Origin of the sequence: Allobosea sp., from assembly GCF_051860145.1 — a bacterium.
Lineage (GTDB): Bacteria > Pseudomonadota > Alphaproteobacteria > Rhizobiales > Beijerinckiaceae > Allobosea.
The window spans coordinates 307,402-333,099 of sequence record NZ_JBHYEM010000004.1 but is presented as its reverse complement, the minus strand read 5'-3'; the positions used below and the strand labels follow the sequence as shown (position 1 = coordinate 333,099).

The following is a 25,698-nucleotide window of genomic DNA, read 5'->3' as shown; positions in this document are numbered from 1 at the left end:
ATCCGACTTGAGACCCCTCCCCCGCGCATCGCGAAAAGGCCGGAACTGATCATGCTCTCGCGCACCGCCGACAGCCTCTACTGGGTCTCGCGCTATGTCGAACGAGCCGAATATCTCGCGCGCATCCTCGACGCGACGACGAGGCTCACCAACCTGCCCTCCTCCTATGGCGGCGCCGGCAGCGAATGGCACAGCGCGGTCTCGACCGCCGGCTGCGAGGAGACCTTCGCCAAGGCCTATGGCGAGGCGAACGAGCGCAATGTCTGCGATTTCCTGACCTTCAACCCCGACAACCCCACCTCGATCCGCAATTGCTTCGCGCTGGCGCGCTCCAATGCCCGCGCGGTGCGCACGGCGCTGACCTCGGAAATGTGGGACGCGCTGAACGGCGCCTGGCTCGAGCTCCAGCGCTTCGAGAAGAAGCGCATGGACCGCGAGGAATTCGCCCGCTTCCTCGACTGGGTCAAGAACGTCTCGCTGGTCTTCGACGGCTCGGCCTACCGCACCATGCTGCGCGATGACGGCTACTGGTTCTCGCGGCTCGGCGTCTATGTCGAACGGGCCGACAACACCGCCCGCATCCTCGACGTCAAATACCATGTCCTGCTACCGGAGAACGAGCAGGTCGGCGGCTCGCTCGACTATTTCCAGTGGACCACGATGCTGCGCGAAGTCTCGGCGCTCACTGCCTATCACTGGGTCTATCGCGAGGCGGTGAAGCCGCTGCTGATCGCCGACCTCCTGATCCTCAACCGCCGCATGCCGCGCTCGCTGGCGAGCTGCTACGAGAACATCTCGCGCTTCCTCGACGCGCTCGGCGACGCCTATGGCCGCCAGGGCCCGGCCCAACGCCAGGCGCGCAAGACGCTGTCCTCGCTGTCCAATACCCGCATCGACAGCATCTTCCAGCGCGGGCTGCACGAATTCATCTCGGATTTCATCGGCGAGAACGGCCGCCTCGGCGTCACTATCTCGGAGCAATATCTGCAATGAGCCGGACGGCCGGGCTCGCCTGCCCCACGGACGGAAGCTAAGACAGGAACCCGAGACTTCCTCGCGCGTCGAGACTGCAAGCAGCCATGCGGATCCGGATCTCCCACTCGATCACCTATGCCTATGACGAGCCAGCGCGGCAGATCACGCAGATCCTGCGGCTCACGCCGCGCGATCATGACGGGCAGCATGTGATGTCCTGGCGGATCGAGCCGAATATCGACGGCCGGCTTCGCACCGGCCAGGACCCATTCGGCAACATCACCCACACCTTCTATGCCGACGGTCCGATTTCCGGGATGTCGATCCAGGTCGACGGCGAGATCGAGACGATCGACCTCGCCGGCGTCGTGCGCGGCGCGATCGAGCGCGTGCCACCCGAGGTCTTCCGGCGCGACACGCTGCTGACCGCGCCGGACGACGCGCTACGCGACTTCGCCGTCGCCGCGACACGCAACGATGCGGCGCCGCTCGCCAAGATGCATGCGCTGACGGAGGCGCTGCACGCCGCGCTCTCCTGCGACCGCTCAGGCCAGCGCACCGGGGTCGGCGCGGCCGCGGCCTTCGCGGCGCGCAACGGCATCCCGCAGGACCTGACCCATGTCTTCATGACCTGTGCCCGGCAGCTCGGCCTCCCTGCTCGCTATGTCTCCGGCTATGTCGCGCATGCCGAGGCCTTGCCGGATGCCGAAGGAGCCCATGCCTGGGCCGAGGTTCATCTCGACGATTATGGCTGGATCGGCTTCGACTGCGCCAACGGCCTGTGCCCGATCGACACCCATGTCCGCATCGCCGCGGGGCTCGATTTCGCCGACGCCGCCCCGGTGCGCGGCGCGCGCAAGGGCGGCAGTGGCGAGAATCTCGCCGTGCTCGTCAGCGCGCGCGACACGAACGGCCGGTTCGCCGGCCAGTGACGCCGTGATTGCGGCTGTCGCAATCGCCTGATAGCAGCCGATGCCGAGGCGTCCGGGATTGCAAGGCGCACCCGCAACCGCCAACCCGAAGGACTGAAAGCCCGTGACCTATTGCGCCGGACTACTTGTGCAGGACGGTCTGGTGATGATCGCCGACACCCGGACGAATGCCGGGCTCGACGACATCTCGACCTTCCGCAAGCTTCATGTCTTCTCCTGGCCGGGCGAACGCACCTTCGCGCTGGCGACGGCGGGCAACCTCTCCGTCACCCAGTCGGTCGTCAGCCTGCTGCATGAAGGCCTGCCCAATGCCGAGACCGGCGAGATCGACACGTTGCAGAGCGTCGCCTCCCTGTTCCGCGCAGCCCAGCTCGTCGGCCGCGCGATCCGTGCCGTGCGCGACATGGACGGCCCGGCCCTGAAGGACGCAGGCCTCAAGTTCGACGTCTCGATGCTGTTCGGCGGCCAGATCAAGGGCCAGCCGATGCGGCTCTTCATGGTCTATGGCGCCGGCAACTTCATCGAATGCGGCATGGACGCGCCCTTCCTGCAGATTGGCGAGCACAAATACGGCAAGCCGATCCTGGATCGGGCCGTGACCTTCAAGACCGATCTCTACGACGCCTTGAAGGTCGGGCTGATCTCCATGGATTCGACCATGCGCTCCAATCTCGGCGTCGGCCTGCCCATCGACATCATCGTCATGCGTCGCGATGCCGACGAGCCCGAGCTGAATCGCCGCATCGAGGCCGGGGAGCCCTATTTCCACGATCTGCGCGAGCGCTGGTCTGCCGCGCTGCGGGCCGCCCACACCGCGATTCCGCGCCCGCCCTACGGACCAACTTCTGCCTGAATTTCTCCGACCACACGCTTGGCTGGCAACGGGATATCAACAAACCGCTGCAAGAGTGCCGATACTGACGGCCCTCTGAGACAGCTGATGCATTCGCCCCCTGTCGCGAAGACGACCAACGCGGACTCCTCGGCGCGCATGCTCACCAGCACTGTCGCGACGCTGGGTTGCGCATTCGTGCTGGTCATTGTCGCCGCCGTGACGGCGATGCTCGCGATCACCCACGAGGCCAACCGAACCGAAGCCGTGCGGCAGCGCGACCGTGTCGAGGCGGCCATCGAAAGTCAGGTGCGGCTGCGCCGCCTCCGCCTCGAAAACTTTGCCGCGGCCGGCGCGCTGCAACTCGTGCTGAATCCCGGCGTGCCGGCCAACGCGCTGCAATGGGCCTTCACCAAGCTCAGCAACCGCTTCCTCGAATTCGACGGCGCCTATCTCGTGACAGCGACCGGGCAGGTGCTCGCCGGCGTCGAGGGCGGCAAGCCGGCCGGCCAGCCCGGCTATGAGGGGCTCAGGCATTTCAGCCATGCGATCCCTGGCGCCGAGAAGCCGCAAGGCGGGGCGACCGGGACGGAAATCGCCGGCGCCAAACGCGACGCGATGAGCCTGAAGCTCGTCGATGACGGGCATGCGACGGTGGCGCTGATGATCGCGGAGCTGACCGCGCTGCCGGGCCTGGAGGAGACGCAGCCGGCGCGCCGGGTCTTCATGGTCGGCTACCGGTCCGTGACCGCGCCCATGCTCGCAGAACTGGCAGTCCGCTACCGCGTCCCGGATGTCAGGGTGGTCCGCGACATGCCGGCCGACCCGCTGCTGCGTCGCGAAATCTTCGCGCCCGATCAGAGCGTCAAGGCGTGGCTGAGCTGGACGCCGGAAAGGCCCGGCGACGCCATGATCCAGCAATTCGCCTGGGCGCTGGTCGGCGTCGGCATCATCTTCGCGGCGATCTTCGTCTACGTCATCCAGCGCCTGCGCGGCGCCGCCAGCGAGATCGGCCTGCGCGAGCGCCAGATCCAGCGGCTCGCCGCCCATGACGAGCTCTCGCTGCTGCCGAACCGCCGCACCTTCGATCTCAGGCTCGATCAGGAGCTCGCGCAGCTCGGCCGCACCAAGACCGGGATCGCGGTCCTGCTGCTCGACCTCGATCGCTTCAAGGCCGTCAACGACACCTATGGCCACACGGCAGGCGACGAGCTCATCAGGCAGGTCGCCGACCGCCTCGCCGGAATGATGCGCGCGGGAGATACGGTCGCTCGCCTGGGGGGCGACGAATTCGGCATCATCCAGACCAATCTCCAGGACGCGGCCGGCTGCGCCGCCCTGGGCGAACGCATTCTCGAAGCGCTGACCCGGCCCTTCGACCTGATGGGGATCGATACCATCATCGGCTGCTCGATCGGCATCGCGCTCGCACCGCAGGACGGCAGTGACCGCGAGACCCTGCTGAAGCTCGCCGACACCGCGCTCTATCAGTCGAAGAACGAGGGGCGGAACCGCTATTCCTTCTTCGAGGCGCGGATGAACCGCTCGCTGCAGCTCAAGCGCCTGGTCGAGGACGATCTGCGCAAGGCCATCGCCAACGACGAGTTGCTCCTGCATTTCCAGCCCCAGGTTTCCGTCGATGGCTCGACCATCACGGGCGTCGAGGCGCTGGTGCGCTGGCCCCACCCCGTCCATGGCATGGTCCCGCCCTCGGAATTCATCGGCATCGCCGAGGAGCGCGGCCTGATCGTGCCGTTGAGCGAATGGGTGCTGCGCCGCGCCTGCCTGGAGGCGAAGCGCTGGGATCGCCTCAAGCTCGCGGTCAACATCTCGCCGGTCCAGTTCCGTCACAAGGATTTCGTCCGCAACGTCATCCGCATCATCGAGGAGACCGGCTTCGATCCGGCGCGCCTCGAGCTGGAACTGACCGAGGGCGTCGTCGTCGAGGACGCAGACGCGGCCGAAACCGCGCTGATGGACCTGCGCGCCCATGGCATCGGCCTGGCGCTGGACGATTTCGGCATCGGCTATTCCAGCCTGATCTATCTGCGGCGCTTCGCCTTCGACAAGATCAAGATCGACCGCTCCTTCCTCGAGTACATGGAGACCACGGGCGAATCTGCCATCCTCGTCCATTCGGTGGTGCATCTTGGCCGGGCGCTTGGATTGCGGGTCTGCGCGGAAGGTGTCGAAACCACCGAGCAGCACCGCTTCCTGCAGGCGATCGGCTGTCACGAGCTGCAGGGCTTCCTGTTCTCGAAAGCGGTCTCGCCCGACGAGATCGACCGGCTTCTCACTCTCGACGCGCCCTTCGCCGACAGCCTTGCCGCGGCGTGAAGTCGCGGCTCAGAAGAAGAGGCCCGAGATCCCGCTCACGATCGCATAGGCGAAGCCGGCGCTCAGCAGCAGCCCGCCCGCCCCGACCAGCGCGCCGGCGATGATGAACAGCCCGTCACGCTCGACCAGCCCAAGCCCGACCAGGCAAACGGCGAGACCAAGCGGGATCTGCCCGATGAAAGGGGCCGACACCACCAGTCCGAGCGCCAGCACCAGGATCAACAGGCCGAGGATCGGGATCGCGACGGCCCCGCCCAGCATGGTCAGCCTCGGCCGCGAGATCCGCTCCAGCCTGACCAGCGGAGGCAAGGCGCGCGACACCGCCCGCGCCAGTTCCGGCTTGCCGATGGTCTTTCCGAGCAGCCCTTGCGGCAGCCAGGGCATGGCGCGCCCGGCCAGCATCTGCGCGGCGACGAAGGCGAGCACCAGCCCGCAGACCAGCGGGATCGGCGGCGGCATCGGCAGGCAATTCGGCAGGCCGAGCAGGACCACGAGCAGCGCGTAGGTCCGGTCCTTCAGCGCGGCGACGATCGATGCGACCGAGATCCGGTCCCCGGGCAGGCTGGCAAGGGCAGTGAGAAGTCCGGATGTGCGTAGAGGAGATGACAAGCGTCGTGGCCGGGCCGTGGCGGAAGCTGCGGCCTAGCACGCCCCCGCTTCGTGCAACAAGCTCCAGCGGCGCAGACGCTCAATGCAAGGTCAGCACGCCGTTCACGTTCACGATCTCTGCCGGCCGGATAAGCCGCGCATGCGCGACGACGACCGAATGCAGCGGGCCGTCGAGCTCCCGCTTCCAGAAATCGAGAAAATCGTGCAGGGCCGGAAACCTCGGCGCCAGATCATATTGCTGCCAGATGAAGGTCTGCAGCACGCTGGGATGATCCGGCATGCGATAGAGGATCGTCGCCGTCGTCAGACCGTAGCCCTTGAGCTGCCGGATGAAATCCTCTGACACCATCGCCACCTCCCTCGTCGCGATGCGATGAAAGCTTAGCCGATTTCCCGAGGCTGCGCCCGCTTGGTTAACAAAACCTTGCCATCCTGCGGCCAAGCTGCTGCAATTCTGACGTGTGACGGCAGCCTGCAATGGCTGGCGGCGTGAGTTCCGGGGGCGTGCGTGGCTTGTCGTTGCGCGGAGTTGGGGAGAGCCCGGCTGGCTGCTCTGGCCGGTGTGCTCGTCGCCGCGCCCGCGCTGGCGGAGGATGATGATTTCTCCCCGCCCTCTCCGGTCTCGGCCGTGCTCTTCGGCTCGCTCGAGGCCGGGGCCTCGAAGACGCTGGCGACGATCGGCATCAAGCAGGCCTGGGGTGGCGCTGGGCTCGATGCCAGCGGCTTCCGCACGCTCATGAAGATCGGAGCCGCCCGCGAAGGAGCGAGCCGCACCCGCCCGCGCGGTATCGCCTACAAGGCCGAGAGTCAGGCGCTGTTCGGCTATGAATGGCGCTTCGGCGATAACTTTATCGCTCTCTATGCCGGCCCGGATGTCGAAGCCGAGTATCGGGAGCAGTGGAACGCCTCGTCCTACATCGTCAGGATGGGCCCGCGCCTGCAGGCCGACCTCTGGGCGAGACCCACCGGAACGACGATGGTGCAGGCCGCCGCCTATCTCTCCTCGCTCGACCGGCGCGCCTGGCTGCGGGTCGCACCGGGCTGGGCGATCAGGCAGGATCTTTATGCCGGCCCCGAGATCGAGCTCTACCGGCAGGACGGCTACCACAAGCTCAGGGTCGGGCTTCATCTGACCGGCCTGAGGCTTTTCGGCCTGACCTGGCGGCTCGCCGGCGGCTGGCAGCGGACGAACCACCGGTCGTCGGAAGCCTATGCGACGCTGGGCCTGCACTGGCGGCGATGAGATCGGCAGAAGCCTACCCCGCCAGCGCCTTCAACGCCTCCGGCGTATCGACATCCAGCGCGATGGCGGGATCGTCGAGCGGCACCTCGACGATCGCCTCGCCAGCGGAATCGAGCAGGCGTCGTGCGCCCTCGTCTCCCGTCAGCCGTTCGACCCGGGTAAACAGCGCCCGGGACAACAGCACGGGATTGCCGCGCTGGCCGAACAATGTCGGCACCACGGCCGGCGCATCCGGGCGATCCGCGAAGGCCTCGGCCAGACGGTCGATCACTTGCGGCGTGACGTTCGGCATGTCGGCGAGCGACACCACCACGCCGGGCGCATCGGCCGGCAGGGCCGCGATCCCGGCCTTGACCGAGCCGGCAAGCCCCGTGGCGAAATCGGGATTGTGGACGAATGTCACATCGAGGCCGGCGAGCGCGGCCCTGATCTCGTCCTGCTGGTGCCCGGTGACGACCAGCACCGGCGCGGCGCGGGACGCCAGTTGCGCCTTGACCGCGTGACGGACCAGCGTCTCGCCGCGCACCGGCTGCAGCAGCTTGTTGCGCTCGCCCATGCGCGTCGACCGACCGGCCGCGAGCACCAGCCCGGCGACCGGCGCCGTCGCCGCGTGGCCCGGCGCACGCGGCTGCGGCCGCGAGACGATCTCCATCAGCAAGCCGCCCACGCCCATTTTCTGAACGTCGGCCCGCGTCACCGGAATGCCCGCGAGGCAGCGCTGCAGCACCCAGTCGAATCCGTTCTCCTTGGGCGAGCGGGCGCAGCCGGGCGCGCCGATCACCGGCTTGCCGTCGAGCTCGCCGATCAGCAGGAGGTTGCCGGGGTCGACCGGCATGCCGAGATGCTCGATGCGCCCCCCCGCCTCGATCAGCGCCTGCGGGATCACGTCGCGGCGGTCGGTGATCGCGGACGCGCCAAAGACGACGACGAGCTCGGCCGGCCCCGCCACCGCCTCGCGGATCGCCACGGCAAGCGGCGCGGCCTGATGCGGCACGCGCTCGTCGGACACGACCTGCGCGCCGGCCGGTGCGACGCGTTCGGACATCACCCGCAACGTCTTGTCGACCACCGAGGGCTTCAGGCCGGGCAGCAGCGTCGAGACGACGGCGACCGAAGCGAGCCGGTATTCGGTGATCGCGATCGGCTTGACCGCGCCGATCCGCCCCAGCGCATCCTCGACGCGGTCGCTGGCGACGCCATAGGGAATGATCTTCACGGTCGCCACCATCTCGCCGGCGACGACCGCCTTCAGCGCCGGCAGCGTCGCGACGGTGATCGCCTCGTCGATGGCGTTGAAGGCGTCGAGCGCCGCGACATCGAGCGTCAATATCCCGGCCGCCGCGGCGAAGAGATTGACCCGCCCGGTGAAGGGCGCCTCGGTGACGACGCCGCGCCCGGCAAGCGCTCTTGCCAGCCGCTCCGCCGCCTCGTTCTCGTCGACATCGCCGGCCTCGAGCCAAACGGCAACGAGTTCGCTGACGCCGGCGGCCGTGAGGCGGCGGACATCTTCCTGCGTGATCGTCGCGCCCTTGCGGACGATCACGTCGCCGGCGCGCACGGAATGCGCGGCGACGGATCCGGCCGCCTCGGAGACCGCTATCGAGCCGAACTTCATGGCTTCGGCCGGCGCGGGCCGCGCAATGTGCTGATGATCTCGCCGAGGATGGCGAGCGCGATCTCGGCCGGCGAGACCGCGCCGATATCAAGCCCGATCGGCGCATGGATGCGGCCGAGCGTCGTCTCATCGAACCCGGCCGCCGTCAGCCTCTCGAGGCGCCTGCCATGCGTCTTCCGGCTGCCGAGCGCGCCGATATAGAAGCAATCGGAGCGCAAGGCCGCCTCCAGCCCGGGATCGTCGATCTTGGGATCATGGGTCAGCGCCACGAAAGCGCTGTAGGAATCGAGCCCGAGCGAGGCGAGCGCGGCGTCCGGCCATTCGGTCAGCAAGGTGACATCGGGAAAGCGCTCCGGCGTCGCGAAAGCCGCGCGCGGGTCGATGATCGCGAGATCGAGGTCGAGCAGCTTCGCCATCGGCGCCATGGCCTGCGAGATATGCACGGCGCCGGTGACGATCACGCGCGGCGGCGGCGCCTGCACGGTCAGAAAGTAGCTGTTTCCGCCAGCCTCCACGGTGCCGCTCTTGCCGGTGCGCAACTGCTTGTCGAGCAGCTCGGCCAAGGGATCGGCGGCGAGGTCGGCAGCTTTCACCAGCCGCTGCGCGCCTGAGCCGGTATCGGTGACCAGCACAGCCGCGCGGCGGGCGGCGCGCTCGGCGTTCAGCGCGGAGAGCAGCGACAGATCCATCGCGTCAGCCCTTGTCGGTCGCGAGCTTGATGCCGAGTCCGATCATCAGCGAGCCGCCGAGCCAGCGCCCGAGCGCGAAACCGGCGCGGCTCGCCTTCATCGTCTTCATCACAAGCGTCGCGCCGAAGACGGTGACGAGATCGGCCGAGGAGAAGGCGAAATTGACGAGCATGCCGAGGATCAGGAACTGCGCCCAGACCGGCAGCGAGCCTGCCGGGTCGACGAATTGCGGCAGCAGCGCGATGAAGAACAACGCCACTTTCGGGTTGAGCACCTCGACGATGAAGGAATCGGTCAGCGCCCGGCGCACCGTCTTCGACGGCGCGAGCGCCTGCGGCTCAGCCGCGCCGAGCCTGGAGCGGATCATGTCGATGCCGAGCCAGACCAGGTACAGCGCGCCGATGAGCTTCACCGCGAGATAGAGCTCCGGCACATGCTTGAACACGGCCGAGAGGCCGAAGGCTGCGGCGAAGACGTGGACATAGCAGCCGAGATGGATGCCGAGCATCGCCATCAGGCCGGCCTTCCTGCCATGCGCGATGGTCTGCGCGGCCGTATAGAGCAGCGCCGGTCCAGGGAAATAGGCGACGATCAGCGTCAGCGTCGCGAAGGCGAAGAGGGTTTCCCAGGAGGCCATCAGTTCACCTTTTCCACATAGACCCTGATGCGCCCGCCGCAGGAGAGCCCGACCTTCCAGGCCGTCTCGTCGGCGACGCCGAATTCGAGCGTGCGCGCCTTGCCGTCAGCGATGACGTCGGAGGCTTCCTCCACCACCGCGCCCTCGACGCAGCCTCCCGAGACCGAGCCGAGGAAATTGCCTTCCCCGTCGATCACCAGATGCGAGCCGACCGGCCGCGGGGCCGAGCCCCAGGTCTCGATCACGGTGGCAAGCGCGACGCCGCGCCCGGCCTTGGCCCAGGCTTCGGCGGTGGCGAGGATGTCGGTGTCGGTGCTGATCATGACTGGATCTCCTGCCGGGATTCCCTAGAGATCATGCCTCACCCCGCCTTCTTCAACCACAGGCGCGGATCGCTTCTCCGGTCTGCGTCCGGCGAGAGCGCAGCGCAGAGATCGGTCATCGCCGCGAGGTTGTGGATCGGCCTGAACGAGTCGACATGGGGCAGCATCGCCCGGATGCCGCTGGCGCGCGCTTCGAAGGCGTCGAAGCGCAGCAGCGGGTTGAGCCAGACGAGCTGGCGGCAGGAGCGGCGCAGCCGGTCCATCTCGAAACCGAGCTCTCCGTCGAGATGGCGCTCCAGCCCGTCGGTGAAGAGCAGCACCACCGCTCCCCCTGAGAGCACCCGCCGCGACCAAACCCGGTTGAAGCTGTGCAGCGCATCGGCGATGCGTGTGCCGCCTTCCCAGTCGGGCGCAGCCTTGCCGGCGAGCGCCAGCGCCTCGTCGGGATCGCGCGCCCGCAGCATGCGGGTGACATTGGTCAGCCGCGTGCCGAAGACGAAGGAATGCACGCGCCGGCGCTTCTCGGTGACGGCGTGCAGGAAATGCAGGAAGATCCGCGAATACTCGGCCATCGAGCCCGAGATATCGACAAGCGCGACCACCGGCGGATGGATTTCGGCACGCTCGCGGAAGGCGAGATCGATCGAGCCTCCCCCGCCCCTGAGCGAGCGCCGGAAGGTTCGGCGCGGGTCGATCCGGGCGCCGGCATGGGCAGCCTGGAAACGCCGCGTCGGCACGGTGTCGTCGGGCAGGCGCAGCTCGGCGATGAGCTGCTTTGCCCTCGCGATCTCGGCCGCGCTCATTTGCGCGAAATCGCGCGACTTCAACAGCTCGCGGTCGGAGACCGTCAGCCTTGCCGAGAGCTCGGTCAGCTCGACCGGCTCCTCGCGCTCGTCGCGTGGCGGCGCGAAGGCCTCCGCGACCCGCAAGGCACCGGCCTCGGCCTTCTCGGGCTGGCTGTCGCCACCGGGCGAAACCGGCGACATCTGCGCCATGATCTTCTCGATCAGGTTGCGCCGCCGCCAGAACAGCCGGAAGGCCTGATCGTAGACCGCACTGTCCTCGTGGCGCTTCACGAAGATCGCATGCAGCACCCAATAGACGTCCTCGCGCCCGCCGAGCGCGCCATCGGCCAGCGCCTCGACCGCCTCGACCACCGCGCCGGCGCCGACCGGCACGCCGGCGATGCGCAGGGCCCGGGCGAAATAGACGATGTTCTCGGGCAGCTTGCCGGTCACGGTGATGCCGACCTCATGCCGTCTCGGTCATAAAAACCTTCTGCGCCACGACCCATTTGCCATCGAGTTTCACGAAGGAGAGCAGGTCGGTGAAATAGCGCGGCGGCATCTGGCACTTGACCTTGACCAGCGCCAGCGACGGGCCGACGAGGTCGATGGTCAGGACATGGTCGCCGCGCGCGAGGCCCGCCGCCTTCGGCGAGGCCCGGTTGCGCACCGCCTCGAACCACTCGGCCCGCGGCACGATCTTGAGCTCGCCCTCGAGCGATTGGGTCAGCGCGCTGGACGGGTGGAAGACCTGGCCGAGCTTCTCGACATCGCCCTCGTAGAGCCCGTCGAGATAGGTCCAGGTCGCGGCCTCGATCGCCTTGATGTCGTCGTTCATGGTCTGCTCCAGTTGCAGCGCGTCATGCTCGGGCTTGACCCGAGCATCTCGGAAACCAGCTCCATCCTGCAGGAGATTCTCGGGTCTGCGCTCCGCTCCGCCGAGAATGACGAGTCCCCTACGCCCGCGCCTCCGCCTTCACCTGATCCAGCAGCTCCTTCACCTTCGAGCCCTGCATCGCCTGGATGTCGTCCTGGTACTTCAGCAGGGCGCCGAGCGTGTCGGAGACGATGGCCGGGTCGAGCGCCACCGCGTCGAGCTCGACCAGAGCGCTCGCCCAGTCCAGCGTCTCGGCGACGCCCGGCGCCTTGAACAGCTCCTCCTTGCGGATCGCCTGCACGAAGGAGACGACCTGCCGGGCGAGCCTGGCCGGCGCCTCCGGCGCGCGCGCCTTGAGGATCGCGAGCTCGCGCGCGGTGTCGGGATAGCCGACCCAGTGATAGAGGCAGCGGCGCTTGAGGGCGTCGTGGATCTCGCGCGTGCGGTTCGAGGTCAGGATCACGATCGGCGGTTCCGCCGCCTTGATCGTGCCGAGCTCGGGGATCGTCACCTGCGCATCGGCAAGGACCTCGAGCAGGAAGGCCTCGAAAGCTTCGTCGGTGCGGTCGAGCTCGTCGATCAGCAGGATCGGCGCTCCGCCCTCCTGCGGCTCCAGCGCCTGCAGCAGCGGCCGCTTCACCAGATAGCGCTCGGAGAAGATGTCGGATTCGAGCCGGTCACGGTCGCCGGCCGCGCCGCCCGCCTCCGCCAGCCGGATCGCCATCATCTGGCCGGCATAGTTCCACTCATAGACCGCCGAGGCGAGATCGAGCCCCTCATAGCATTGCAGCCGGATCAGCCGGCGCCCGAGCCCGGACGCGAGCACCTTGGCGATCTCGGTCTTGCCGGTGCCGGCCTCACCCTCGAGCAGCAGCGGCCGCTTCATCCGGAGCGCGAGGAACAGCACGGTCGCCAGCGCCCGGTCGGCGACATAGCCCTGCGATTGCAGCAGCGTGAGGGTGGCGTCGATGGAGGCGGGAAGCGGAGCGGTTTCAGGCATGCGCGACCTTTAGTGCAGGATGGCGAAAACTCGAAGCGGTTGGGCATGTCGGGCAGGGCTGCTGTCATGCTCTGGCGACAGGGAGGTGGAAGGATCGCGCCGCGATGCCGGCCACGGCATCGGGACTAAGGAGGTTGATATGACGACACAGGCTCTCGCACAGGATTTCACCGAGCTGCTCAAGGCCGGCAAGCATGACGAGGCGGCGGAACGCTACAATGCCGACGACATCGCCAGCTATGAGAACATGGAAGGCCCGATGTCCGCCTGCAGCGGCAAGGACGCGGTGAAGGCCAAGGGCGAATGGTGGGTCGCCAATCACGAGGTGCACGAGTTCACGACCGAGGGACCGTTCCTGAACGGCGACCAGTTCGCCGTGCGCTTCTATTTCGACGTCACGGTCAAGGAGAGCGGCGAGCGGCGCAAGATGGCGGAGATCGGCCTCTATACCGTGAAGGACGGCAAGATCGTCGAGGAGCGGTTCTTCTACTGACGCCGGCATCCGATTGGCTCAGGCCGCGGCGATCGCTTCGATCTCCAGGAGCCAGGCCTCGTCGAAAATACCCGCGACGATCACGGTGAGCGCGACCTTGCGGTCACCGAGGATTTCCTTGCGCGTCCGGCGGCTTTCCGCCGCGTAGCGCCGGTCCGACAGGAAGGTCGTGACCTTGACGAGGTTGTCGAGCGTCATGCCCGGCGGCATGGAGCTGCGCCTCGACATTGCGCCAGGCCAGCAGCGACTGCTCGGCGAAGCTGTCCGGCACGACGCCGTCGCGCGTGCTCGGGATCTGCCCGCTGATATAGAGCTGGCGCGACGTGCCCGAAACCAGCAGGGCCTGGGCATAGCCGCCGGCGGCTTCGGGCGCCTCGGGGGCGGCAATGACGGTCTTGTCCATGTGCACCTTCGCAAATTGCCGGAAACGATTCCGTCGAGTCGAACCGTCATTGCGAGGAGCGCAGCGACGAAGCAATCCAGGGGGACTGCGTGAGACCCCTGGATTGCTTCGCTGACGCTCGCAATGACGGCCGGCGCTCGTCGAACCCGGAAAAGCGCGACGGACGCCGCAGCCGGGCTACTTGCCCGTCGCCCTGGCGACGGCTTCCTTCGCCATCACGCCGATCAGATGGGCGCGGTATTCGGCGTCGGCATGCATGTCGGCATTGATGCCCTTGGCGGAGGCTTTCAGCCCGTCGAGCGATTTCACAGCGAAGCGCGCCTTCAACGCCGCCTCGGCTTCCGGCCAGCGGAAGACGCCGCCCTCGCCCGCTCCGGTGATTGCGACGCAGGTCTCGGAGCCGCGCTTTGCGACGAAGACGCCGACCAGCGCATAGCGCGAGGCCGGGTTCCGGAACTTGGCGTAGCCCGCCTTCGAGACCAGCGGGAACGAGACCCTGGTGATGACCTCGCCTTCGTCCAGCGCCGTCTCGTAGAGGCCGGTGAAGAACTCCTCGGCCGAAAGCTTGCGCTTGTTGGTGACGACGGTGGCCCCCAGCGCCAGCAAGGCGGCAGGATAATCCGCGGCCGGGTCGTTATTGGCGACCGAGCCGCCGATCGTGCCGCGATGGCGCACATGCGGATCGCCGATATGGGCGGCGAGATAGGCGAGCGCCGGGATCGCCTCCTGCACCACGGCCGATTCAGCCACCTCGGCATGGGTCGTCATCGCGCCGATGACGATGTTGCGGCCCTTGCGCTCGATGCCCTTGAGATCGGCGCAGGCGGCGAGATCGACCAGATGCGTCGGCGAGGCCAGCCGCTGCTTCATCGTCGGCAGCAGCGTGTGCCCGCCGGCCAGCAGCTTGGCGTCTTCCTTCTTGGCGAGGAGGCCGGCGGCCTGACGCGCCGTGGCCGGGCGATGATAGGTGAAAGCGTACATCTCTTGTCCTTTCAGATCACTCTGCGGCCATTCGCCTGATGCTCTTCTGCGCGGCGCGCCAGACCACTTGCGGCGTCGCCGGCATGGCGACCTCCTCATGGCCGAGCGCATCGGTGATCGCGTTGATCACGGCCGGCGGCGCGGCGATGGCGCCGGCCTCGCCGCAGCCCTTGATGCCGAGCGGGTTGGAGGGGCATGGCGTCACCGTCATGCCGACATCGAAGGACGGCAGGTCGTCCGCGCGCGGCATGCAATAGTCCATGAAGCTGGCGGTCAGCAGCTGGCCGTCGGCGTTGTAGCGGGCGCCTTCGAGCAGCGCCTGGCCGACGCCCTGGGCGATGCCGCCATGGACCTGGCCCTCGACGATCATCGGGTTGATGACGATGCCGAAATCGTCGACGGCGGCCCAGCGTTCGATCTTGGTGATGCCGGTCTCGGGGTCGATCTCGACCTCGCAGATATGGACGCCGGCCGGGAAGGTGAAGTTGGTCGGGTCGTAGAACGCGCCCTCCTTCAGCCCCGGCTCAAGGTCCTGCCCGTTGAACTTGTGCGCGACATAGGCCTGCAGCGCGCAGGAGCCGAAATCGAGCGTCTTGTCGGTGCCCTTCACCCGGAAGTTGCCGTCCTTGAAGTCGATATCGGCCTCGTCGGCCTCGAGCACATAGGCTGCGACCTTCTTGCCCTTGGCGATCACCTTGTCGACGGCCTTGGCGATCGCCGACATGCCGACTGCGCCGGAGCGTGAGCCATAGGTGCCCATGCCCATCTGCACCTTGTCGGTGTCGCCATGGATGATGGAGACGTTGTCGATCGGGATGCCGAGCCGGTCGCTGACGAGCTGCGCGAAAGTGGTCTCGTGGCCCTGGCCATGGCTGTGCGAGCCGGTCAGCACCTCGACGGTGCCTACGGGATTGACCCTGACCTCGGCCGATTCCCAGAGGCCGACGCCGGCGCCGAGCGAGCCGACCGCAGCCGAAGGCGCGATGCCGCAAGCCTCGATATAGGAGGAGAAGCCGATGCCGCGCAGCTTGCCCTTGCGGGCGGAGTCACGCTTGCGCTTGCCGAGCCCCTTGTAGTCGATGATCTCCAGCGCCTTCTTCATCGAGGCGCCGTAGTTGCCGGCGTCATACATCATGATCACCGGCGTCTGGTGCGGGAACTTCCTGATGTAGTTCTGCATCCGGAACTTGGCCGGGTCCTTGCCGAGCTCGCGCGCCGCGACCTCGACCAGCCGCTCGACCACGAAGGTCGCCTCGGGGCGGCCCGCGCCGCGATAGGCATCGACCGGCGCGGTGTTGGTATAGACGGCGTCGACCTCGGCATAGATCGCCGGGATGTCGTATTGGCCCGACAGCAGCGGCGCGTAGAGATAGGTCGGCACCGAGGACGAGAAGGTCGAGAGATAGGCGCCGAGATTGGCCGTCGTCTTGACCCGGAGGCCGAGCATCTTGCCGTCCGCATCCGTCGCCAGTTCGGCATGGGTAACGTGATCGCGGCCATGCGCGTCGGAGAGGAAGGCCTCGGTACGGTCGGACGTCCATTTCACCGGCCGGCCGACCTTCTTCGCCGCCCAGACGCAGACCGTCTCCTCGGCATAGATGAAGATCTTGGAGCCGAAGCCGCCGCCGACATCCGGCGCGATCACGCGCAGCTTGTTTTCGGGCGCGATGCCGATGAAAGCCGAGAGCACGAGCCGCGCGACATGCGGGTTCTGGCTCGTGGTGAAGAGCGTGTAGGCGCCCTCGCCCTGGTCGTAGTCGCCGACGGCCGCGCGCGGCTCCATCGGGTTCGGCACGAGGCGGTTGTTGACGATGTCGAGCCTGGTGACGTGCTTGGCCGCCTTGAAGGCCTTCTCGGTCGCATCCTTGTTGCCGAGATGCCAGTTGAACACCGTGTTGTCCGGCGCCTCGGTATGGATCGCCGTCTTGGCCTTGGCGGCGCTCGCGGTATCGACCACCGCCGGCAGCACGCCATAATCGACCACGATCGCCTCGGCGGCGTCGCGGGCCTGCGCCAGCGTCTCGGCCACCACGACGGCGACATGGTCGCCGACATAACGCACCTTGCCCTGCGCCAGTGCCGGATGCGGCCCGGCCCGCATCGGCGAGCCGTCCTTGTTGTGGATCATCCAGCCGCAGATCAGCCCGCCGACCTTGTCGGCGGTGAGGTCGTCGCCGGTGAAGATGCCGAGCACGCCGGGCATCTTGGCCGCGGCCTTGGCGTCGATTGTCTTGAGCGTCGCATGGGCGTGCTGCGAACGCAGGAAATAGGCATGGGCCTGTCCGGGGCGGTTGACGTCGTCGGTATAGCGACCCTGGCCGGTGATGAAGCGGTGGTCTTCCTTGCGACGCACGGCGGCGCCGATTCCGGTTGCGGACATGGTGTTCCCTCCTCGCACGGCGCCTCTGACGGGCGCCTCATGGCATGAGAACCGGCTCGCGCGGGATGGCGCGGGCCGAAGGCGTCACTCGGCGGCCTGGCGCGCCGGCTTGGCGCCCTTGCCCATCGCTTCCGCCCCGGCCGCGATCGCCTTGACGATGTTGTGATAGCCGGTGCAGCGGCAGATATTGCCTTCCAGGTCCTCGCGGATCGTCACCTCGTCGAGCGCGTGACCGCGCCGGTTCACGATGTCGACGGCCGCCATGATCATGCCCGGCGTGCAGTATCCGCATTGCAGGCCGTGATGCTCGCGGAAGGCTTCCTGCATCGGATGCAGCGCGCCATTCGCGGCGAGCCCCTCGATCGTCATCACCGAGGCGCCCTCGGCCGAGACCGCGAGCGTGGTGCAGGATTTGACCGCCTTGCCGTCGACATGCACGACGCAGGCGCCGCATTGGCTCGTGTCGCAGCCGACATGCGTCCCCGTCAGCCTCAAATTCTCGCGCAGGAGCTGCACCAGCAGGGTGCGAGGGTCGACTGTCGCGGTGACGGCTTTGCCGTTGACCGTCAGCGAAACGGTGGCCATGAGCATACCTCCTGTACCCATCTGTCGCCCGGCTGCCGACAAATGGGCAGCCGATGCGTTTGGAGCCGCGACTTCCCGGAACTGCTGAATCCCCCTCGGGCAGCTTTTCCTTGGAACAGCTCGAAACGGAGTGTGGACCCGGGATTTTGCGCGGTCAAGCGCGATCGCGATTGGCCGAGATGCCAATTTTGCGGGTTTTTTGGCTCGATTCTGGATGTTTGGCGACTATCCTGGGTTTCGGGCGGGGCGGGATCGCTCGCAGCCGCGGCTGCATTCGCAGAATGTTAACGCCGCAGCAGCAGGCTTGCTGGTCGGCAGCCATTCCAAGCGGTCGGATCATGAGTTCCATGTCCACCATCTCCGATCAGATTCAGCGCCGGCTGCGGGCGATCGGCTACGACGAGGCCCAGCGCGCCCGGCTGAGGGTCTACCGCGCGATCGTCGACCGGGTGATCGAAGAGATCGTCTCGAAAGACTTCGCCCGCGCCTTCTCGATCCATGCCAGCCTGCGCGATTCGGTCGACCCCGTCGCCGACACGCTCTACCCCGCCGAAGCAGAGCATTTCCGGCTGCTCTTCACCGGTGATTTCGACGATGCCTATTGCGCCTCGATCGAACGCCTCAGCCATATCGAGCGCGTCGCCAAGGTCGGCCCGCGCCCGCGCGCCTCGATCGCCTTCACCCTGATGCGGGCGATCGCGGTGGAAAGCCGCCTGCGCCTGGTGCTGTCGCCGCGCAAGGTCACGCGCGATCTCTACATCATCGAGCGCATCCTCACCTATGACGTCAACACGGCGATCACGCTCGACCAGCAGATCGAGGCGGGCGAGGCCGCCCGGCGCCGGGTCGCGCTCGATGAGGCCGCCGCCACCATGAAAGCCCGCATCGGCACGCTCGACACCACGATCAGCGGGGCCGTCGAGCAGTTCGTCGCGACCTCGGGCGAAACCACGGAAGCCACCGCCTTCATCAAGGACCAGGTCGGCGGCGTCGCTCGCGCCTCGGCCCTCGTCCGCGAGAAGGCGATCCAGACCGCCGCCGCCACCGAGGAGATGTCGGCCAACATCGCCGAGATCGGTCATCGCGCCCGCCAGAGCCTGGAGATCGCCAACCGCGCCGTCGGCGACGCAGAGGCGATGAACGAAGCCATCGCCCGGCTGCGCGAGGTTACCGGCAGCATCGGCACCGTGGTCGGATTGATCGCGGACATCGCCGCGCAGACCAACCTGCTCGCGCTCAACGCCACGATCGAGGCGGCGCGCGCCGGAGAGGCCGGACGCGGCTTCGCCGTCGTCGCCTCCGAGGTGAAGTCGCTGGCGACGCAGACCGCGAGCGCCACCCAGGACATCGCCCGGCAGATCGCCGAGCTGGCCGCCAGCGCCGAGGTCTGCAGCGTCCGCGCGGCCTCGATCGGCGAAACCATCGGCGAGATCAGGATCGATTCAGAGGCGATCTCGGACGCGGTCGCCCAGCAGAGCAACGTCACGACCAGCATCGCCCGCGACGCGGCCGATGTCGCCGGCAGTTCGGACGAAGCCATCGCCAGCGCCAATGCGGTCAATGACAGCCTCGAGACCACGGCCCGGGCGCTGGAGCGCGCCAATGCCGCAGCGGCCGATATCGCCATGCAGGTCGGCGCGGCCGAAGCCACCGTCAGCGGCGCGCTGGACTCGCTGCGCCAGGCATCGTGACGGTCCGGCTCAGCCTTCGCTCACCGCCTTGGCGAAATTGGCGAAGAACTCGTCGGCGAGCTTCTTGGACACCGAATCGATCAGACGCGAGCCGAGCTGCATCAGCTTGCCGCCGACCTGCGCCTCGACATCGTAGCGCAGCAGCGTATGCCCGGCATCGGCGTCGCTGAGCGCCACCCTGGCGCCGCCCTTGGCGAAGCCGGCGATGCCGCCCTCGCCTTCCCCGGCGATCCGGTAGCCGTTCGGCGGGTCGAGCTCGGTCAGCTCGACCTTGCCGCGGAAGGTCGCCTTGACCGGGCCGAGCTTGACCTTCACCACCGCGGAGAAATGCGTGTCGTCATCCTTGGTGAGCTGTTCGCAGCCGGGGATGCAGGCCTTCAGCACCTCGGGATCGTTGAGCTTGGCCCAGACCACTGCCTTGCTGGCCGGCAAGGTCGCCTCGCCATTCATCGTCATCGCCACGGCGTCGCTCCTTCATTCTCGCTGAGGTGATTGGCCATGTTGCGGCCAGCCTCGCCTCGGGTCTATCCAAGACTGCCGGTCTATCCTTGATCGCAAAGCACCGGCACGCACAAGGGAGCACGCTCGCATTGCGCCACGCATTTCCCGAACGCCCATTCCGCGCAAACGCCCTTGCCGCGCAAATGCCTGCCGCACATGAGTGACGGCCCCGGACTCCATGGCGAGCTTTTCGTCGACCGCGAGATGGCCGCCCTGTTCGACGACCGGGCGACCTTGCAGGGCATGCTGGATTTCGAGGCCGGGCTCGCCCGCGCCGAAACGTCGGCCGGCGTCATCCCCGCTGCGGCGGCGGAGGTGATCGCCGCGGCCTGCAAGGCGGAACTCTACGATATCGGCGCGATCGGCAGCGCCGCGACGCTCGCCGGCAATCCCGCGATTCCGCTGGTCAAGGCGCTGACCGCCCGCGTCGCATCGACGGATCCGGACGCCGCCAAATGGGTCCATTACGGCGCGACCAGCCAGGACGTGATCGATTCCGGCCACGCCCAGCAACATGGCGCGGCCTGGGAGCTGATCCTGCGCCGCGCCGCCCGGCTGGCGCATGCGCTGGCCGAGCTCACCAGGCGCCACCGGCAGACGCCGATGATTGGCCGCACCTTCCTGCAGCACGCCGTGCCGATCAGCTTCGGCAGCAAGGCGGCGCGCTGGCTCGGCCCGATCGTCCGGTTCCATGACGGCTTCATGGCCTTCGGACAATCCTCGCATCAGCTCGGCGGAGCAGCCGGGACACTGGCCTCGCTCGGCGACAAGGCCGAAGCCGTGCTCGAAGCCTTCAACCGGACGATGCCCTCGATCGGCGCCGTCATGACGCCATGGCACACCGAGCGCGACCGGCCGGCGCGGATCGCGGCCGAGCTCGGCATCCTGACTGGCCATCTCGGCAAGATCGCGCTGGACATCGCCTTGATGGCGCAAACCGAGATCGGCGAGCTTGCCGAACCGGAAGCGCCCGGCAAGGGCGGTTCCTCGGCCATGCCGCACAAGCGCAACCCTGTCCTGTGCACGCTGATCCTTGCCGCCGCGAAGCGCTCTCCCGGCCTGGTCTCGACCATGCTCGCCACGATGCCGCAGGAGCACGAGCGCGCCATGGGCGGCTGGCACGCCGAATGGCCGACCCTGGCCGAGCTCTTCAAGCTGGCCGGCGCATCGCTTCATCACAGCGCGATGCTGATCGAAGGGCTCCAGGTCTTTCCCGAGCGCATGCGGCAAAATCTCGAACTGACCAACGGGCTCATCATGGCCGAGCGCGTCTCGCTCGCGCTGGCAGGCACGCTCGGCCGCGGCGAGGCACATCACCTGCTGGAGGAGGCGAGCCGCACCTGCGTCGATAGCGGCAGGCATCTCAAGGACGTTCTCGCCGAGAGCGTGGCCCTCGCCGGCAAGCTGGATGCCGCCGAGCTCGACCGCCTGTTCGATCCCACGACCTATCGTGGGGCGAGCGACGCCATCATCGACCGCGTCCTTGCACTCTACGAGCAGGAGCGGGAGCATATGCTCTGAGATGCAGCAACTGACGCATGACGAGCAGGCCATCGCTTCGGGCGCGCGCGGCGACGGGGCCGCGGCGGCGCTGCGCATCGTCGCCGAGGCCGCGCGGCTGATGGGGGCGCCGCGGCTGATCCCGGTCGCCTCCGCCCATATCGACGGCGCGCTCTATCACGGCGATTCAGGCACGCTCTTCGCGGAGAAGCTGGTCGAGGGCGGAGCGCAGGTCTCGGTCCGCGCGACGCTGAATGTCGGTTCGCTCGCGCCCGCCGGCTGCGCCGCGATCCGGCTGCCTGCGCATGAACGCGACATGGCCAGGCGCATGATGCGCGCCTACGAGGCCATGGGCTGCGAGCCGAGCTGGACCTGCGCGCCCTATCAGGCCGGGCACCGCCCGGCGAAGGGCAGCGACGTCGCCTGGGGCGAATCCAACGCCGTCGTCTTCTGCAACTCGGTGCTGGGCGCGCGCACCAACCGCTATGGCGATTTCCTCGACATCGCCTGCGCCATTGCCGGCCGCGCGCCGGATTACGGCCTGCATCGGCCCGAGAACCGCGTCGCGAGCCTGGTGATCGATGTCGGCGGGCTTTCGGAGGTGTTGCGCCGCTCGGACGTGTTCTATCCCGTGCTCGGCACGTTTCTCGGTCGAACCGCCGGCAGCACGGTCGCGGTCATCGACGGGCTTCAGGGCTGCACCACGGAGGACCGCCTCAAGGCGCTCGGCGCGGCAGCCGCTTCCGCCGGCGGCGTCGGCCTGTTCCATGTCGCCGGCGTCACGCCCGAGGCCCCGGACCTCGCGACGGCGCTGGGCCACGAACCGCCACGCGAGCGCATCCTGCTGACACCGGAGCAGGTCCAGGCGACGCTCGCCCGGCTCTCGACGGCCGGCGGAACCGACAGGATCGACGCCGTCGCGATCGGCTCGCCGCATCTCTCGCTGGCCGAGATCGCCGAGCTGGAAAGGCTGATCGCCGGGCGCCGGCTCGCCCGCCCGCTCTACGCCAATACCGGCCGCCATGTCCTCGCGCCGCTGGAGGCGCAGGGTCGCCGCAAGGCGCTCGAGCAGGCCGGCGTCGCCTTCGTCGTCGACACCTGCGTCGTCGTCACCCCGATCCTGCCGGAGATCGAGGACGCCGTGCTGATGACCAATTCCGGCAAGTTCGCGCATTATGCGCCCGGCAATACCGGCTATGCCGTGACCTATGGCTCGCTCGCCGAATGCGTCGAGAGCGCGGTCGCGGGCCGCCTCGTCAGGGAGCCGCGCGCATGGTCGTGACGGGCGAGATCCTGATTCCCGGCGAGGACGCCTCGGGCGAATGCCTCGCGCTCACCGCGCCGATCAGCTTCTGGGGCGGCGTCGATCCACGGACCGGCATGATCATCGATGCCCGTCACCCCGAGCGCGACCGCAACATCGCCGGCATCGTCCTCGCTCTGCCCGGCACGATCGGCTCGTCATCGGCCTCAGCCGTCCTGCTCGAGCTCGTCCATGCGGGCAAGGCGCCGGCCGCGATCCTGATGGATGCGCCGGATGCGATCCTGCTGCTCGGCCTCGTCGTCGCGCGCGAGATGGGCTGGAAGACGCCGCCTGCGCTGCGGCTGCCTGCGGCCGCACAGGCCGCTCTCGCCGGGCGCAAGCTTCTGGTATCCAGCGACGGAACCATCACGACAGAATAGCGACGGAGAGACGCCGATGCCGATCGAGACCATCCGGGGCGAGCCCTTCAACATCAGGTTCGATGGAGCAGAGGACCGCCCGGTGCTGATGCTGTCGAACTCGCTCGGCACCAATCTGCACATGTGGGATCCGCAGATCGCCGAATGGGCGAGCCATTTCCGGGTCCTGCGCTACGATTCGCGCGGCCATGGCCAGTCGACCGCGCCCGACCGGCCCTATTCGATCGCGGAACTGGGCAGCGACGCCGTCGCGATCATGGACCATTTCGGCATCGACAAGGTGCATTGGTGCGGCCTCTCCAAAGGCGGCATGGTCGGGCAATGGCTCGCGACCCATGCCGGCAAGCGCCTGGACCGGGTGGTGCTGGCGAACACCGCTGCCCATATGGGCCCGCCCGACCTCTGGAACGGCCGCATCCGCAATGTCCGCGCCAACGGCATGGCCCCGCTGGTGCAGCCGACGCTGGAGCGCTGGTTCAGCCAGGGTTTCCGCGAGCGCGACAAGGAGACCGTCGCCAAGGTCAGCGAGATGTTCGGCGCGACACCGCCGCTCGGCTATGCCGGCTGCTGCGCCGCGATCCGCGACATGGACCAGCGCGAGGCGATCTCGGCCGTGATCCTGCCCGTGCTGGTCATCGTCGGCGCGCTTGACCCCGCGACCCCGCCCGCCGCCGGCCAGCAGATCGCCGGCGCGATCCACGGCGCCGAACTTGCCGAGCTCGACGCCGCCCATCTCTCCAATCTCGAGCAGCCCGAGGCCTTCACCAAGGCCGTGCTCGATTTCCTGAACGCCTAAGGAACCCGCCCATGGACGAAACCGCCCGCCATGCCAACGGCATGAAGACACGCCGCGCCGTGCTCGGCGAAGCCTATGTCGACAAGGCCAGCGCCGGGGTCAACGAGTTCAACCGCGACTGGCAGGATTTCATCACCCGCACGGCCTGGAACGACATCTGGAACCGGCCGGGGCTGGTGCGGCGCGAGCGCTCGATCATCGTTCTCTCGATCGCGGCCGCGCTCGGCGCCTGGGGTGAGTTCCGCATCCATGTCCGCGGCGCGTTGAACAACGGCCTGACCCGCGACGAGATCAAGGAAGTGCTGATGCAGGCGGCGATCTATGCCGGCGTGCCGGCGGCGAACCATGCCTTCAAGGAGGCCGCCAGCGTCTTCACCGAAATCGACGCCGAAACTGCGAAAGGCTGAGGGCCTTCAGGTCGCCGAGAAGCCGCGCTGCCGGTAGATCAACCCGCTGCCCTGCCCGGTGCCGCCGATTGCCACGACCTCGCCGATGAGGACGCGGTGCGTGGCGACGCGATGGACCTCGATCAGCCGGCAGTCGAAGGCGGCGAGCGCGCCGGCCAGAACCGGCGCGCCAGTCGCCAGGGTCGTCCAGGCGGCGGTGGCGAAGCGCGCCTCACCCTCGATGCCCCTGCGGCGCGCGAAAATCTCCGCGAGCTCGGCATCGCTTCCCGTCAGGGTGTTGATGCAGAACGAGCCGCTCGCCTCGATCGTCGCAAGCGTGCGGCTGATGCCGTCGACGCAGACCAGCATGGTCGGCGGCGCATCCGACACCGAGGCGACCGAGGTCGCGGTCAAGCCAGCCCTGCCCTGAGGGCCGCGCGTGGTGACGACGTGCACGGCGCTGGTGACCTGCGCCATCGCCTGGCGGAAGGCCGGCCCGTCGGGAATGGCCGTCGCATGCGGCACGGCCTGGAACGTCTTGGTCATCAGCCCGATCTACAGGAGTGAGGGTCTTTGCCGGCTGATGTAGGGGCTTTGAGGGGCGAAGGCCAGCACATGCCGGTAATACCACGCCGCGATGCGCCTCAAGGTTGTCGAGGAAGATATATCAACGTAGCTTTCGTGCAGCCCGATGCCGCCTCCGCGCTCGTCAATCGCGCCTCAGGGTCGCGAGCAGGCCGTTGCGCAGATGCAGCATCAGCGCGTCGCTCGCCGCGCCCGCCGCAACCGGATCGGCCGTCGCCAGCGCCTGCGCGAAGGCGACATGATGCGTCGCCGCCGGCACGAGATCGTCCTGCCGCTCGAAATAATACCAGGCCCGCCGGATCAGGGCCTGGAGCGGCTCGACCGCGCGGGTCGCATAGGGACTGCGCGCCGCCGCGGCGACCATGGCGTCGAGCTCCTTGTCGAGCCGCATATAGGCGTTCGCGTCGCCCATTTCGGCCGCCGCGCGCATCGCCCGCGCCTTGTCGATGATGGCGATGCGCTCGCCCGGGCTGGCCCGCTTCGCCGCATCGGACACGATCAGCCGCTCCAGAACCTCGCGTGCATCGAGCGCCGCCATGATGTCGATCGCGTTGATGTCGGTGACCGCGACGCCCTTGCGCGGCAGGATCTCGACCAGCCCCTGCTGCGCCAGCCGGATCAGCGCCTCGCGCACCGGCGTGCGGCCGACGCCGACCAGATCGATCAGCTGGGCCTCGGTCAGGATCGCGCCTGGCTTCAGCGAAAGCGTCACGATCGCTTCCTCGAGTCGGCGGTAGGCGATCTCGGCCAGGCTCGTCGCCGCTGACGACCCGAGACGCGCATCATCCTCCTCCGCGGCAGAGCGAGGATCGGAGCCCGGCTGCCCTGTCGTCTTGCCTGTCATCTTGCCTGTCATCTTG

Annotated in this window: 27 protein-coding genes and 3 pseudogenes; 12 read left to right on the top strand and 18 right to left on the bottom strand. The window is 67.9% G+C overall.

All coding sequences use genetic code 11. The annotated features are described in order from the left end of the window. Window positions 1-51 precede the first annotated feature (51 nt). The 4 genes from ACTIF2_RS09580 (at window position 52) to ACTIF2_RS09565 (ending at window position 5,076) form a co-directional block, all read left to right on the top strand. Window positions 52-993 carry an alpha-E domain-containing protein gene (locus ACTIF2_RS09580; RefSeq protein ID WP_439496825.1) on the top strand — a complete coding sequence of 314 codons (942 nt, stop codon included), beginning with the start codon at window positions 52-54 and terminating at the stop codon, window positions 991-993. Between the two features lie 86 nt (window positions 994-1,079). Beyond that, the gene (locus ACTIF2_RS09575) at window positions 1,080-1,907 is read left to right on the top strand and encodes a transglutaminase family protein (protein ID WP_439496824.1); all 828 of its coding nucleotides are present in this window, start codon (window positions 1,080-1,082) and stop codon (window positions 1,905-1,907) included. Window positions 1,908-2,010: 103 nt separating this feature from the next. Beyond that, window positions 2,011-2,760 carry a proteasome-type protease gene (locus tag ACTIF2_RS09570; protein WP_439496823.1) on the top strand — a complete coding sequence of 250 codons (750 nt, stop codon included), beginning with the start codon at window positions 2,011-2,013 and terminating at the stop codon, window positions 2,758-2,760. An 87-nt stretch (window positions 2,761-2,847) separates the two neighbouring features. Continuing rightward, a complete protein-coding gene (locus ACTIF2_RS09565; protein WP_439496822.1) occupies window positions 2,848-5,076 on the top strand; it encodes a putative bifunctional diguanylate cyclase/phosphodiesterase in 2,229 nt (742 codons plus the stop codon). A gap of 9 nt (window positions 5,077-5,085) precedes the next feature. Here ACTIF2_RS09565 and ACTIF2_RS09560 read toward each other — a convergent pair whose 3' ends face one another. After that, on the bottom strand, window positions 5,086-5,685 hold the full coding sequence (locus ACTIF2_RS09560) for an exopolysaccharide biosynthesis protein (RefSeq protein ID WP_439496821.1): 600 nt from the start codon (window positions 5,683-5,685) through the stop codon (window positions 5,086-5,088). A gap of 79 nt (window positions 5,686-5,764) precedes the next feature. Further along, window positions 5,765-6,034 carry an usg protein gene (locus ACTIF2_RS09555; RefSeq protein ID WP_439496820.1) on the bottom strand — a complete coding sequence of 90 codons (270 nt, stop codon included), beginning with the start codon at window positions 6,032-6,034 and terminating at the stop codon, window positions 5,765-5,767. Between the two features lie 159 nt (window positions 6,035-6,193). On the opposite strand from ACTIF2_RS09555, the gene bcsS reads away from it, so the two are divergent. Continuing rightward, window positions 6,194-6,928: a cellulose biosynthesis protein BcsS gene (gene bcsS / locus ACTIF2_RS09550; RefSeq protein ID WP_439496819.1), complete on the top strand. Its 735-nt coding sequence runs from the start codon at window positions 6,194-6,196 to the stop codon at window positions 6,926-6,928. A 13-nt stretch (window positions 6,929-6,941) separates the two neighbouring features. On the opposite strand, the gene ACTIF2_RS09545 is transcribed toward bcsS, so the two are convergent. The 7 genes from ACTIF2_RS09545 to ACTIF2_RS09515 all read right to left on the bottom strand — a co-directional run bounded on the left by ACTIF2_RS09545 (window position 6,942) and on the right by ACTIF2_RS09515 (window position 12,854). Then, window positions 6,942-8,543 carry an NTP transferase domain-containing protein gene (locus tag ACTIF2_RS09545; protein ID WP_439496818.1) on the bottom strand — a complete coding sequence of 534 codons (1,602 nt, stop codon included), beginning with the start codon at window positions 8,541-8,543 and terminating at the stop codon, window positions 6,942-6,944. Further along, window positions 8,540-9,232 (bottom strand): XdhC family protein, encoded by a 693-nt coding sequence (locus ACTIF2_RS09540; protein WP_439496817.1) that lies wholly within the window; start codon window positions 9,230-9,232, stop codon window positions 8,540-8,542. Before ACTIF2_RS09540 ends, ACTIF2_RS09545 begins: the two co-directional genes overlap by 4 nt. A 4-nt stretch (window positions 9,233-9,236) precedes the next feature. Next, on the bottom strand, window positions 9,237-9,869 hold the full coding sequence (locus tag ACTIF2_RS09535) for a LysE family translocator (protein ID WP_439496816.1): 633 nt from the start codon (window positions 9,867-9,869) through the stop codon (window positions 9,237-9,239). Further along, window positions 9,869-10,192 carry an XdhC family protein gene (locus ACTIF2_RS09530; protein ID WP_439496815.1) on the bottom strand — a complete coding sequence of 108 codons (324 nt, stop codon included), beginning with the start codon at window positions 10,190-10,192 and terminating at the stop codon, window positions 9,869-9,871. The genes ACTIF2_RS09535 and ACTIF2_RS09530 overlap by 1 nt, the downstream gene beginning before the upstream one ends. A 38-nt stretch (window positions 10,193-10,230) precedes the next feature. Beyond that, window positions 10,231-11,430: a vWA domain-containing protein gene (locus tag ACTIF2_RS09525; RefSeq protein ID WP_439496814.1), complete on the bottom strand. Its 1,200-nt coding sequence runs from the start codon at window positions 11,428-11,430 to the stop codon at window positions 10,231-10,233. Between the two features lie 13 nt (window positions 11,431-11,443). After that, a complete protein-coding gene (locus ACTIF2_RS09520; protein ID WP_439496813.1) occupies window positions 11,444-11,815 on the bottom strand; it encodes a nuclear transport factor 2 family protein in 372 nt (123 codons plus the stop codon). A gap of 118 nt (window positions 11,816-11,933) precedes the next feature. Beyond that, the gene (locus ACTIF2_RS09515) at window positions 11,934-12,854 is read right to left on the bottom strand and encodes an AAA family ATPase (protein WP_439496812.1); all 921 of its coding nucleotides are present in this window, start codon (window positions 12,852-12,854) and stop codon (window positions 11,934-11,936) included. A gap of 139 nt (window positions 12,855-12,993) precedes the next feature. Here ACTIF2_RS09515 and ACTIF2_RS09510 point away from each other — a divergent pair, with 139 nt between their 5' ends. Beyond that, window positions 12,994-13,347 carry a SnoaL-like domain-containing protein gene (locus ACTIF2_RS09510; RefSeq protein WP_439496811.1) on the top strand — a complete coding sequence of 118 codons (354 nt, stop codon included), beginning with the start codon at window positions 12,994-12,996 and terminating at the stop codon, window positions 13,345-13,347. 18 nt (window positions 13,348-13,365) lie between these two features. Here the strand turns inward: ACTIF2_RS09510 and ACTIF2_RS09505 are convergent, their stop codons facing one another. The 6 genes and pseudogenes from ACTIF2_RS09505 to ACTIF2_RS09480 all read right to left on the bottom strand — a co-directional run bounded on the left by ACTIF2_RS09505 (window position 13,366) and on the right by ACTIF2_RS09480 (window position 17,696). After that, window positions 13,366-13,557 carry a RidA family protein gene (locus ACTIF2_RS09505; protein ID WP_439496929.1) on the bottom strand — a complete coding sequence of 64 codons (192 nt, stop codon included), beginning with the start codon at window positions 13,555-13,557 and terminating at the stop codon, window positions 13,366-13,368. 43 nt (window positions 13,558-13,600) lie between these two features. After that, window positions 13,601-13,750 (bottom strand): annotated as a pseudogene (locus ACTIF2_RS09500) (RidA family protein); the annotation flags it as partial. A gap of 177 nt (window positions 13,751-13,927) precedes the next feature. After that, window positions 13,928-14,731, bottom strand: a complete 804-nt coding sequence (locus tag ACTIF2_RS09495) for an FAD binding domain-containing protein (protein WP_439496810.1) — start codon at window positions 14,729-14,731, stop codon at window positions 13,928-13,930. A 16-nt stretch (window positions 14,732-14,747) separates the two neighbouring features. Further along, window positions 14,748-15,815: pseudogene (locus ACTIF2_RS09490) on the bottom strand (xanthine dehydrogenase family protein molybdopterin-binding subunit); the annotation flags it as partial. Window positions 15,816-15,959: 144 nt separating this feature from the next. Then, window positions 15,960-17,111, bottom strand: a pseudogene (locus ACTIF2_RS09485) (xanthine dehydrogenase family protein molybdopterin-binding subunit); the annotation flags it as partial. Window positions 17,112-17,195: 84 nt separating this feature from the next. Beyond that, complete coding sequence (locus ACTIF2_RS09480; RefSeq protein WP_439496809.1) at window positions 17,196-17,696, bottom strand: (2Fe-2S)-binding protein; 501 nt, start codon at window positions 17,694-17,696, stop codon at window positions 17,196-17,198. A gap of 347 nt (window positions 17,697-18,043) precedes the next feature. Here ACTIF2_RS09480 and ACTIF2_RS09475 point away from each other — a divergent pair, with 347 nt between their 5' ends. Continuing rightward, a complete protein-coding gene (locus tag ACTIF2_RS09475) occupies window positions 18,044-19,387 on the top strand; it encodes a methyl-accepting chemotaxis protein (protein ID WP_439496808.1) in 1,344 nt (447 codons plus the stop codon). A gap of 9 nt (window positions 19,388-19,396) precedes the next feature. On the opposite strand, the gene ACTIF2_RS09470 is transcribed toward ACTIF2_RS09475, so the two are convergent. After that, the gene (locus ACTIF2_RS09470; protein WP_439496807.1) at window positions 19,397-19,849 is read right to left on the bottom strand and encodes an SRPBCC family protein; all 453 of its coding nucleotides are present in this window, start codon (window positions 19,847-19,849) and stop codon (window positions 19,397-19,399) included. A 195-nt stretch (window positions 19,850-20,044) separates the two neighbouring features. Here ACTIF2_RS09470 and pcaB point away from each other — a divergent pair, with 195 nt between their 5' ends. The 5 genes from pcaB to pcaC are packed head-to-tail and all read left to right on the top strand — an operon-like array spanning window position 20,045 to window position 24,274. Further along, the gene (gene pcaB, locus ACTIF2_RS09465) at window positions 20,045-21,409 is read left to right on the top strand and encodes a 3-carboxy-cis,cis-muconate cycloisomerase (protein WP_439496806.1); all 1,365 of its coding nucleotides are present in this window, start codon (window positions 20,045-20,047) and stop codon (window positions 21,407-21,409) included. A gap of 1 nt (window position 21,410) precedes the next feature. After that, window positions 21,411-22,670, top strand: coding sequence for an aconitase X (locus ACTIF2_RS09460; RefSeq protein WP_439496805.1), 1,260 nt, complete (start codon window positions 21,411-21,413; stop codon window positions 22,668-22,670). Next, a complete protein-coding gene (locus ACTIF2_RS09455) occupies window positions 22,661-23,071 on the top strand; it encodes an aconitase X swivel domain-containing protein (RefSeq protein ID WP_439496804.1) in 411 nt (136 codons plus the stop codon). The genes ACTIF2_RS09460 and ACTIF2_RS09455 overlap by 10 nt, the downstream gene beginning before the upstream one ends. 16 nt (window positions 23,072-23,087) lie before the next feature. After that, window positions 23,088-23,867 (top strand): 3-oxoadipate enol-lactonase, encoded by a 780-nt coding sequence (gene pcaD / locus ACTIF2_RS09450; RefSeq protein WP_439496803.1) that lies wholly within the window; start codon window positions 23,088-23,090, stop codon window positions 23,865-23,867. 11 nt (window positions 23,868-23,878) lie between these two features. Next, a complete protein-coding gene (gene pcaC, locus ACTIF2_RS09445) occupies window positions 23,879-24,274 on the top strand; it encodes a 4-carboxymuconolactone decarboxylase (protein ID WP_439496802.1) in 396 nt (131 codons plus the stop codon). Window positions 24,275-24,280: 6 nt separating this feature from the next. On the opposite strand, the gene ACTIF2_RS09440 is transcribed toward pcaC, so the two are convergent. Both ACTIF2_RS09440 and ACTIF2_RS09435 read right to left on the bottom strand, forming a co-directional pair. Next, window positions 24,281-24,799: a flavin reductase family protein gene (locus ACTIF2_RS09440; RefSeq protein WP_439496801.1), complete on the bottom strand. Its 519-nt coding sequence runs from the start codon at window positions 24,797-24,799 to the stop codon at window positions 24,281-24,283. 163 nt (window positions 24,800-24,962) lie between these two features. Beyond that, window positions 24,963-25,694: a GntR family transcriptional regulator gene (locus ACTIF2_RS09435; protein WP_439496800.1), complete on the bottom strand. Its 732-nt coding sequence runs from the start codon at window positions 25,692-25,694 to the stop codon at window positions 24,963-24,965. Window positions 25,695-25,698: the final 4 nt, after the last annotated feature.

Bases quoted from the DNA above. Each gene is read 5' to 3' on its own strand.
- ACTIF2_RS09580 (WP_439496825.1), top strand. From the start codon at position 52: ATGCTCTCGCGCACCGCCGACAGCCTCTACTGGGTCTCGCGCTATGTC.
- ACTIF2_RS09575 (WP_439496824.1), top strand. From the start codon at position 1,080: ATGCGGATCCGGATCTCCCACTCGATCACCTATGCCTATGACGAGCCA.
- ACTIF2_RS09565 (WP_439496822.1), top strand. From the start codon at position 2,848: ATGCATTCGCCCCCTGTCGCGAAGACGACCAACGCGGACTCCTCGGCG.
- ACTIF2_RS09555 (WP_439496820.1), bottom strand. From the start codon at position 6,034: ATGGTGTCAGAGGATTTCATCCGGCAGCTCAAGGGCTACGGTCTGACG.
- ACTIF2_RS09545 (WP_439496818.1), bottom strand. From the start codon at position 8,543: ATGAAGTTCGGCTCGATAGCGGTCTCCGAGGCGGCCGGATCCGTCGCC.
- ACTIF2_RS09540 (WP_439496817.1), bottom strand. From the start codon at position 9,232: ATGGATCTGTCGCTGCTCTCCGCGCTGAACGCCGAGCGCGCCGCCCGC.
- ACTIF2_RS09535 (WP_439496816.1), bottom strand. From the start codon at position 9,869: ATGGCCTCCTGGGAAACCCTCTTCGCCTTCGCGACGCTGACGCTGATC.
- ACTIF2_RS09530 (WP_439496815.1), bottom strand. From the start codon at position 10,192: ATGATCAGCACCGACACCGACATCCTCGCCACCGCCGAAGCCTGGGCC.
- ACTIF2_RS09520 (WP_439496813.1), bottom strand. From the start codon at position 11,815: ATGAACGACGACATCAAGGCGATCGAGGCCGCGACCTGGACCTATCTC.
- ACTIF2_RS09515 (WP_439496812.1), bottom strand. From the start codon at position 12,854: ATGCCTGAAACCGCTCCGCTTCCCGCCTCCATCGACGCCACCCTCACG.
- ACTIF2_RS09510 (WP_439496811.1), top strand. From the start codon at position 12,994: ATGACGACACAGGCTCTCGCACAGGATTTCACCGAGCTGCTCAAGGCC.
- ACTIF2_RS09505 (WP_439496929.1), bottom strand. From the start codon at position 13,557: ATGCCGCCGGGCATGACGCTCGACAACCTCGTCAAGGTCACGACCTTC.
- ACTIF2_RS09495 (WP_439496810.1), bottom strand. From the start codon at position 14,731: ATGTACGCTTTCACCTATCATCGCCCGGCCACGGCGCGTCAGGCCGCC.
- ACTIF2_RS09480 (WP_439496809.1), bottom strand. From the start codon at position 17,696: ATGGCCACCGTTTCGCTGACGGTCAACGGCAAAGCCGTCACCGCGACA.
- ACTIF2_RS09475 (WP_439496808.1), top strand. From the start codon at position 18,044: ATGTCCACCATCTCCGATCAGATTCAGCGCCGGCTGCGGGCGATCGGC.
- pcaB (WP_439496806.1), top strand. From the start codon at position 20,045: ATGAGTGACGGCCCCGGACTCCATGGCGAGCTTTTCGTCGACCGCGAG.
- ACTIF2_RS09460 (WP_439496805.1), top strand. From the start codon at position 21,411: ATGCAGCAACTGACGCATGACGAGCAGGCCATCGCTTCGGGCGCGCGC.
- ACTIF2_RS09455 (WP_439496804.1), top strand. From the start codon at position 22,661: ATGGTCGTGACGGGCGAGATCCTGATTCCCGGCGAGGACGCCTCGGGC.
- pcaD (WP_439496803.1), top strand. From the start codon at position 23,088: ATGCCGATCGAGACCATCCGGGGCGAGCCCTTCAACATCAGGTTCGAT.
- pcaC (WP_439496802.1), top strand. From the start codon at position 23,879: ATGGACGAAACCGCCCGCCATGCCAACGGCATGAAGACACGCCGCGCC.
- ACTIF2_RS09440 (WP_439496801.1), bottom strand. From the start codon at position 24,799: ATGACCAAGACGTTCCAGGCCGTGCCGCATGCGACGGCCATTCCCGAC.
- ACTIF2_RS09435 (WP_439496800.1), bottom strand. From the start codon at position 25,694: ATGACAGGCAAGATGACAGGCAAGACGACAGGGCAGCCGGGCTCCGAT.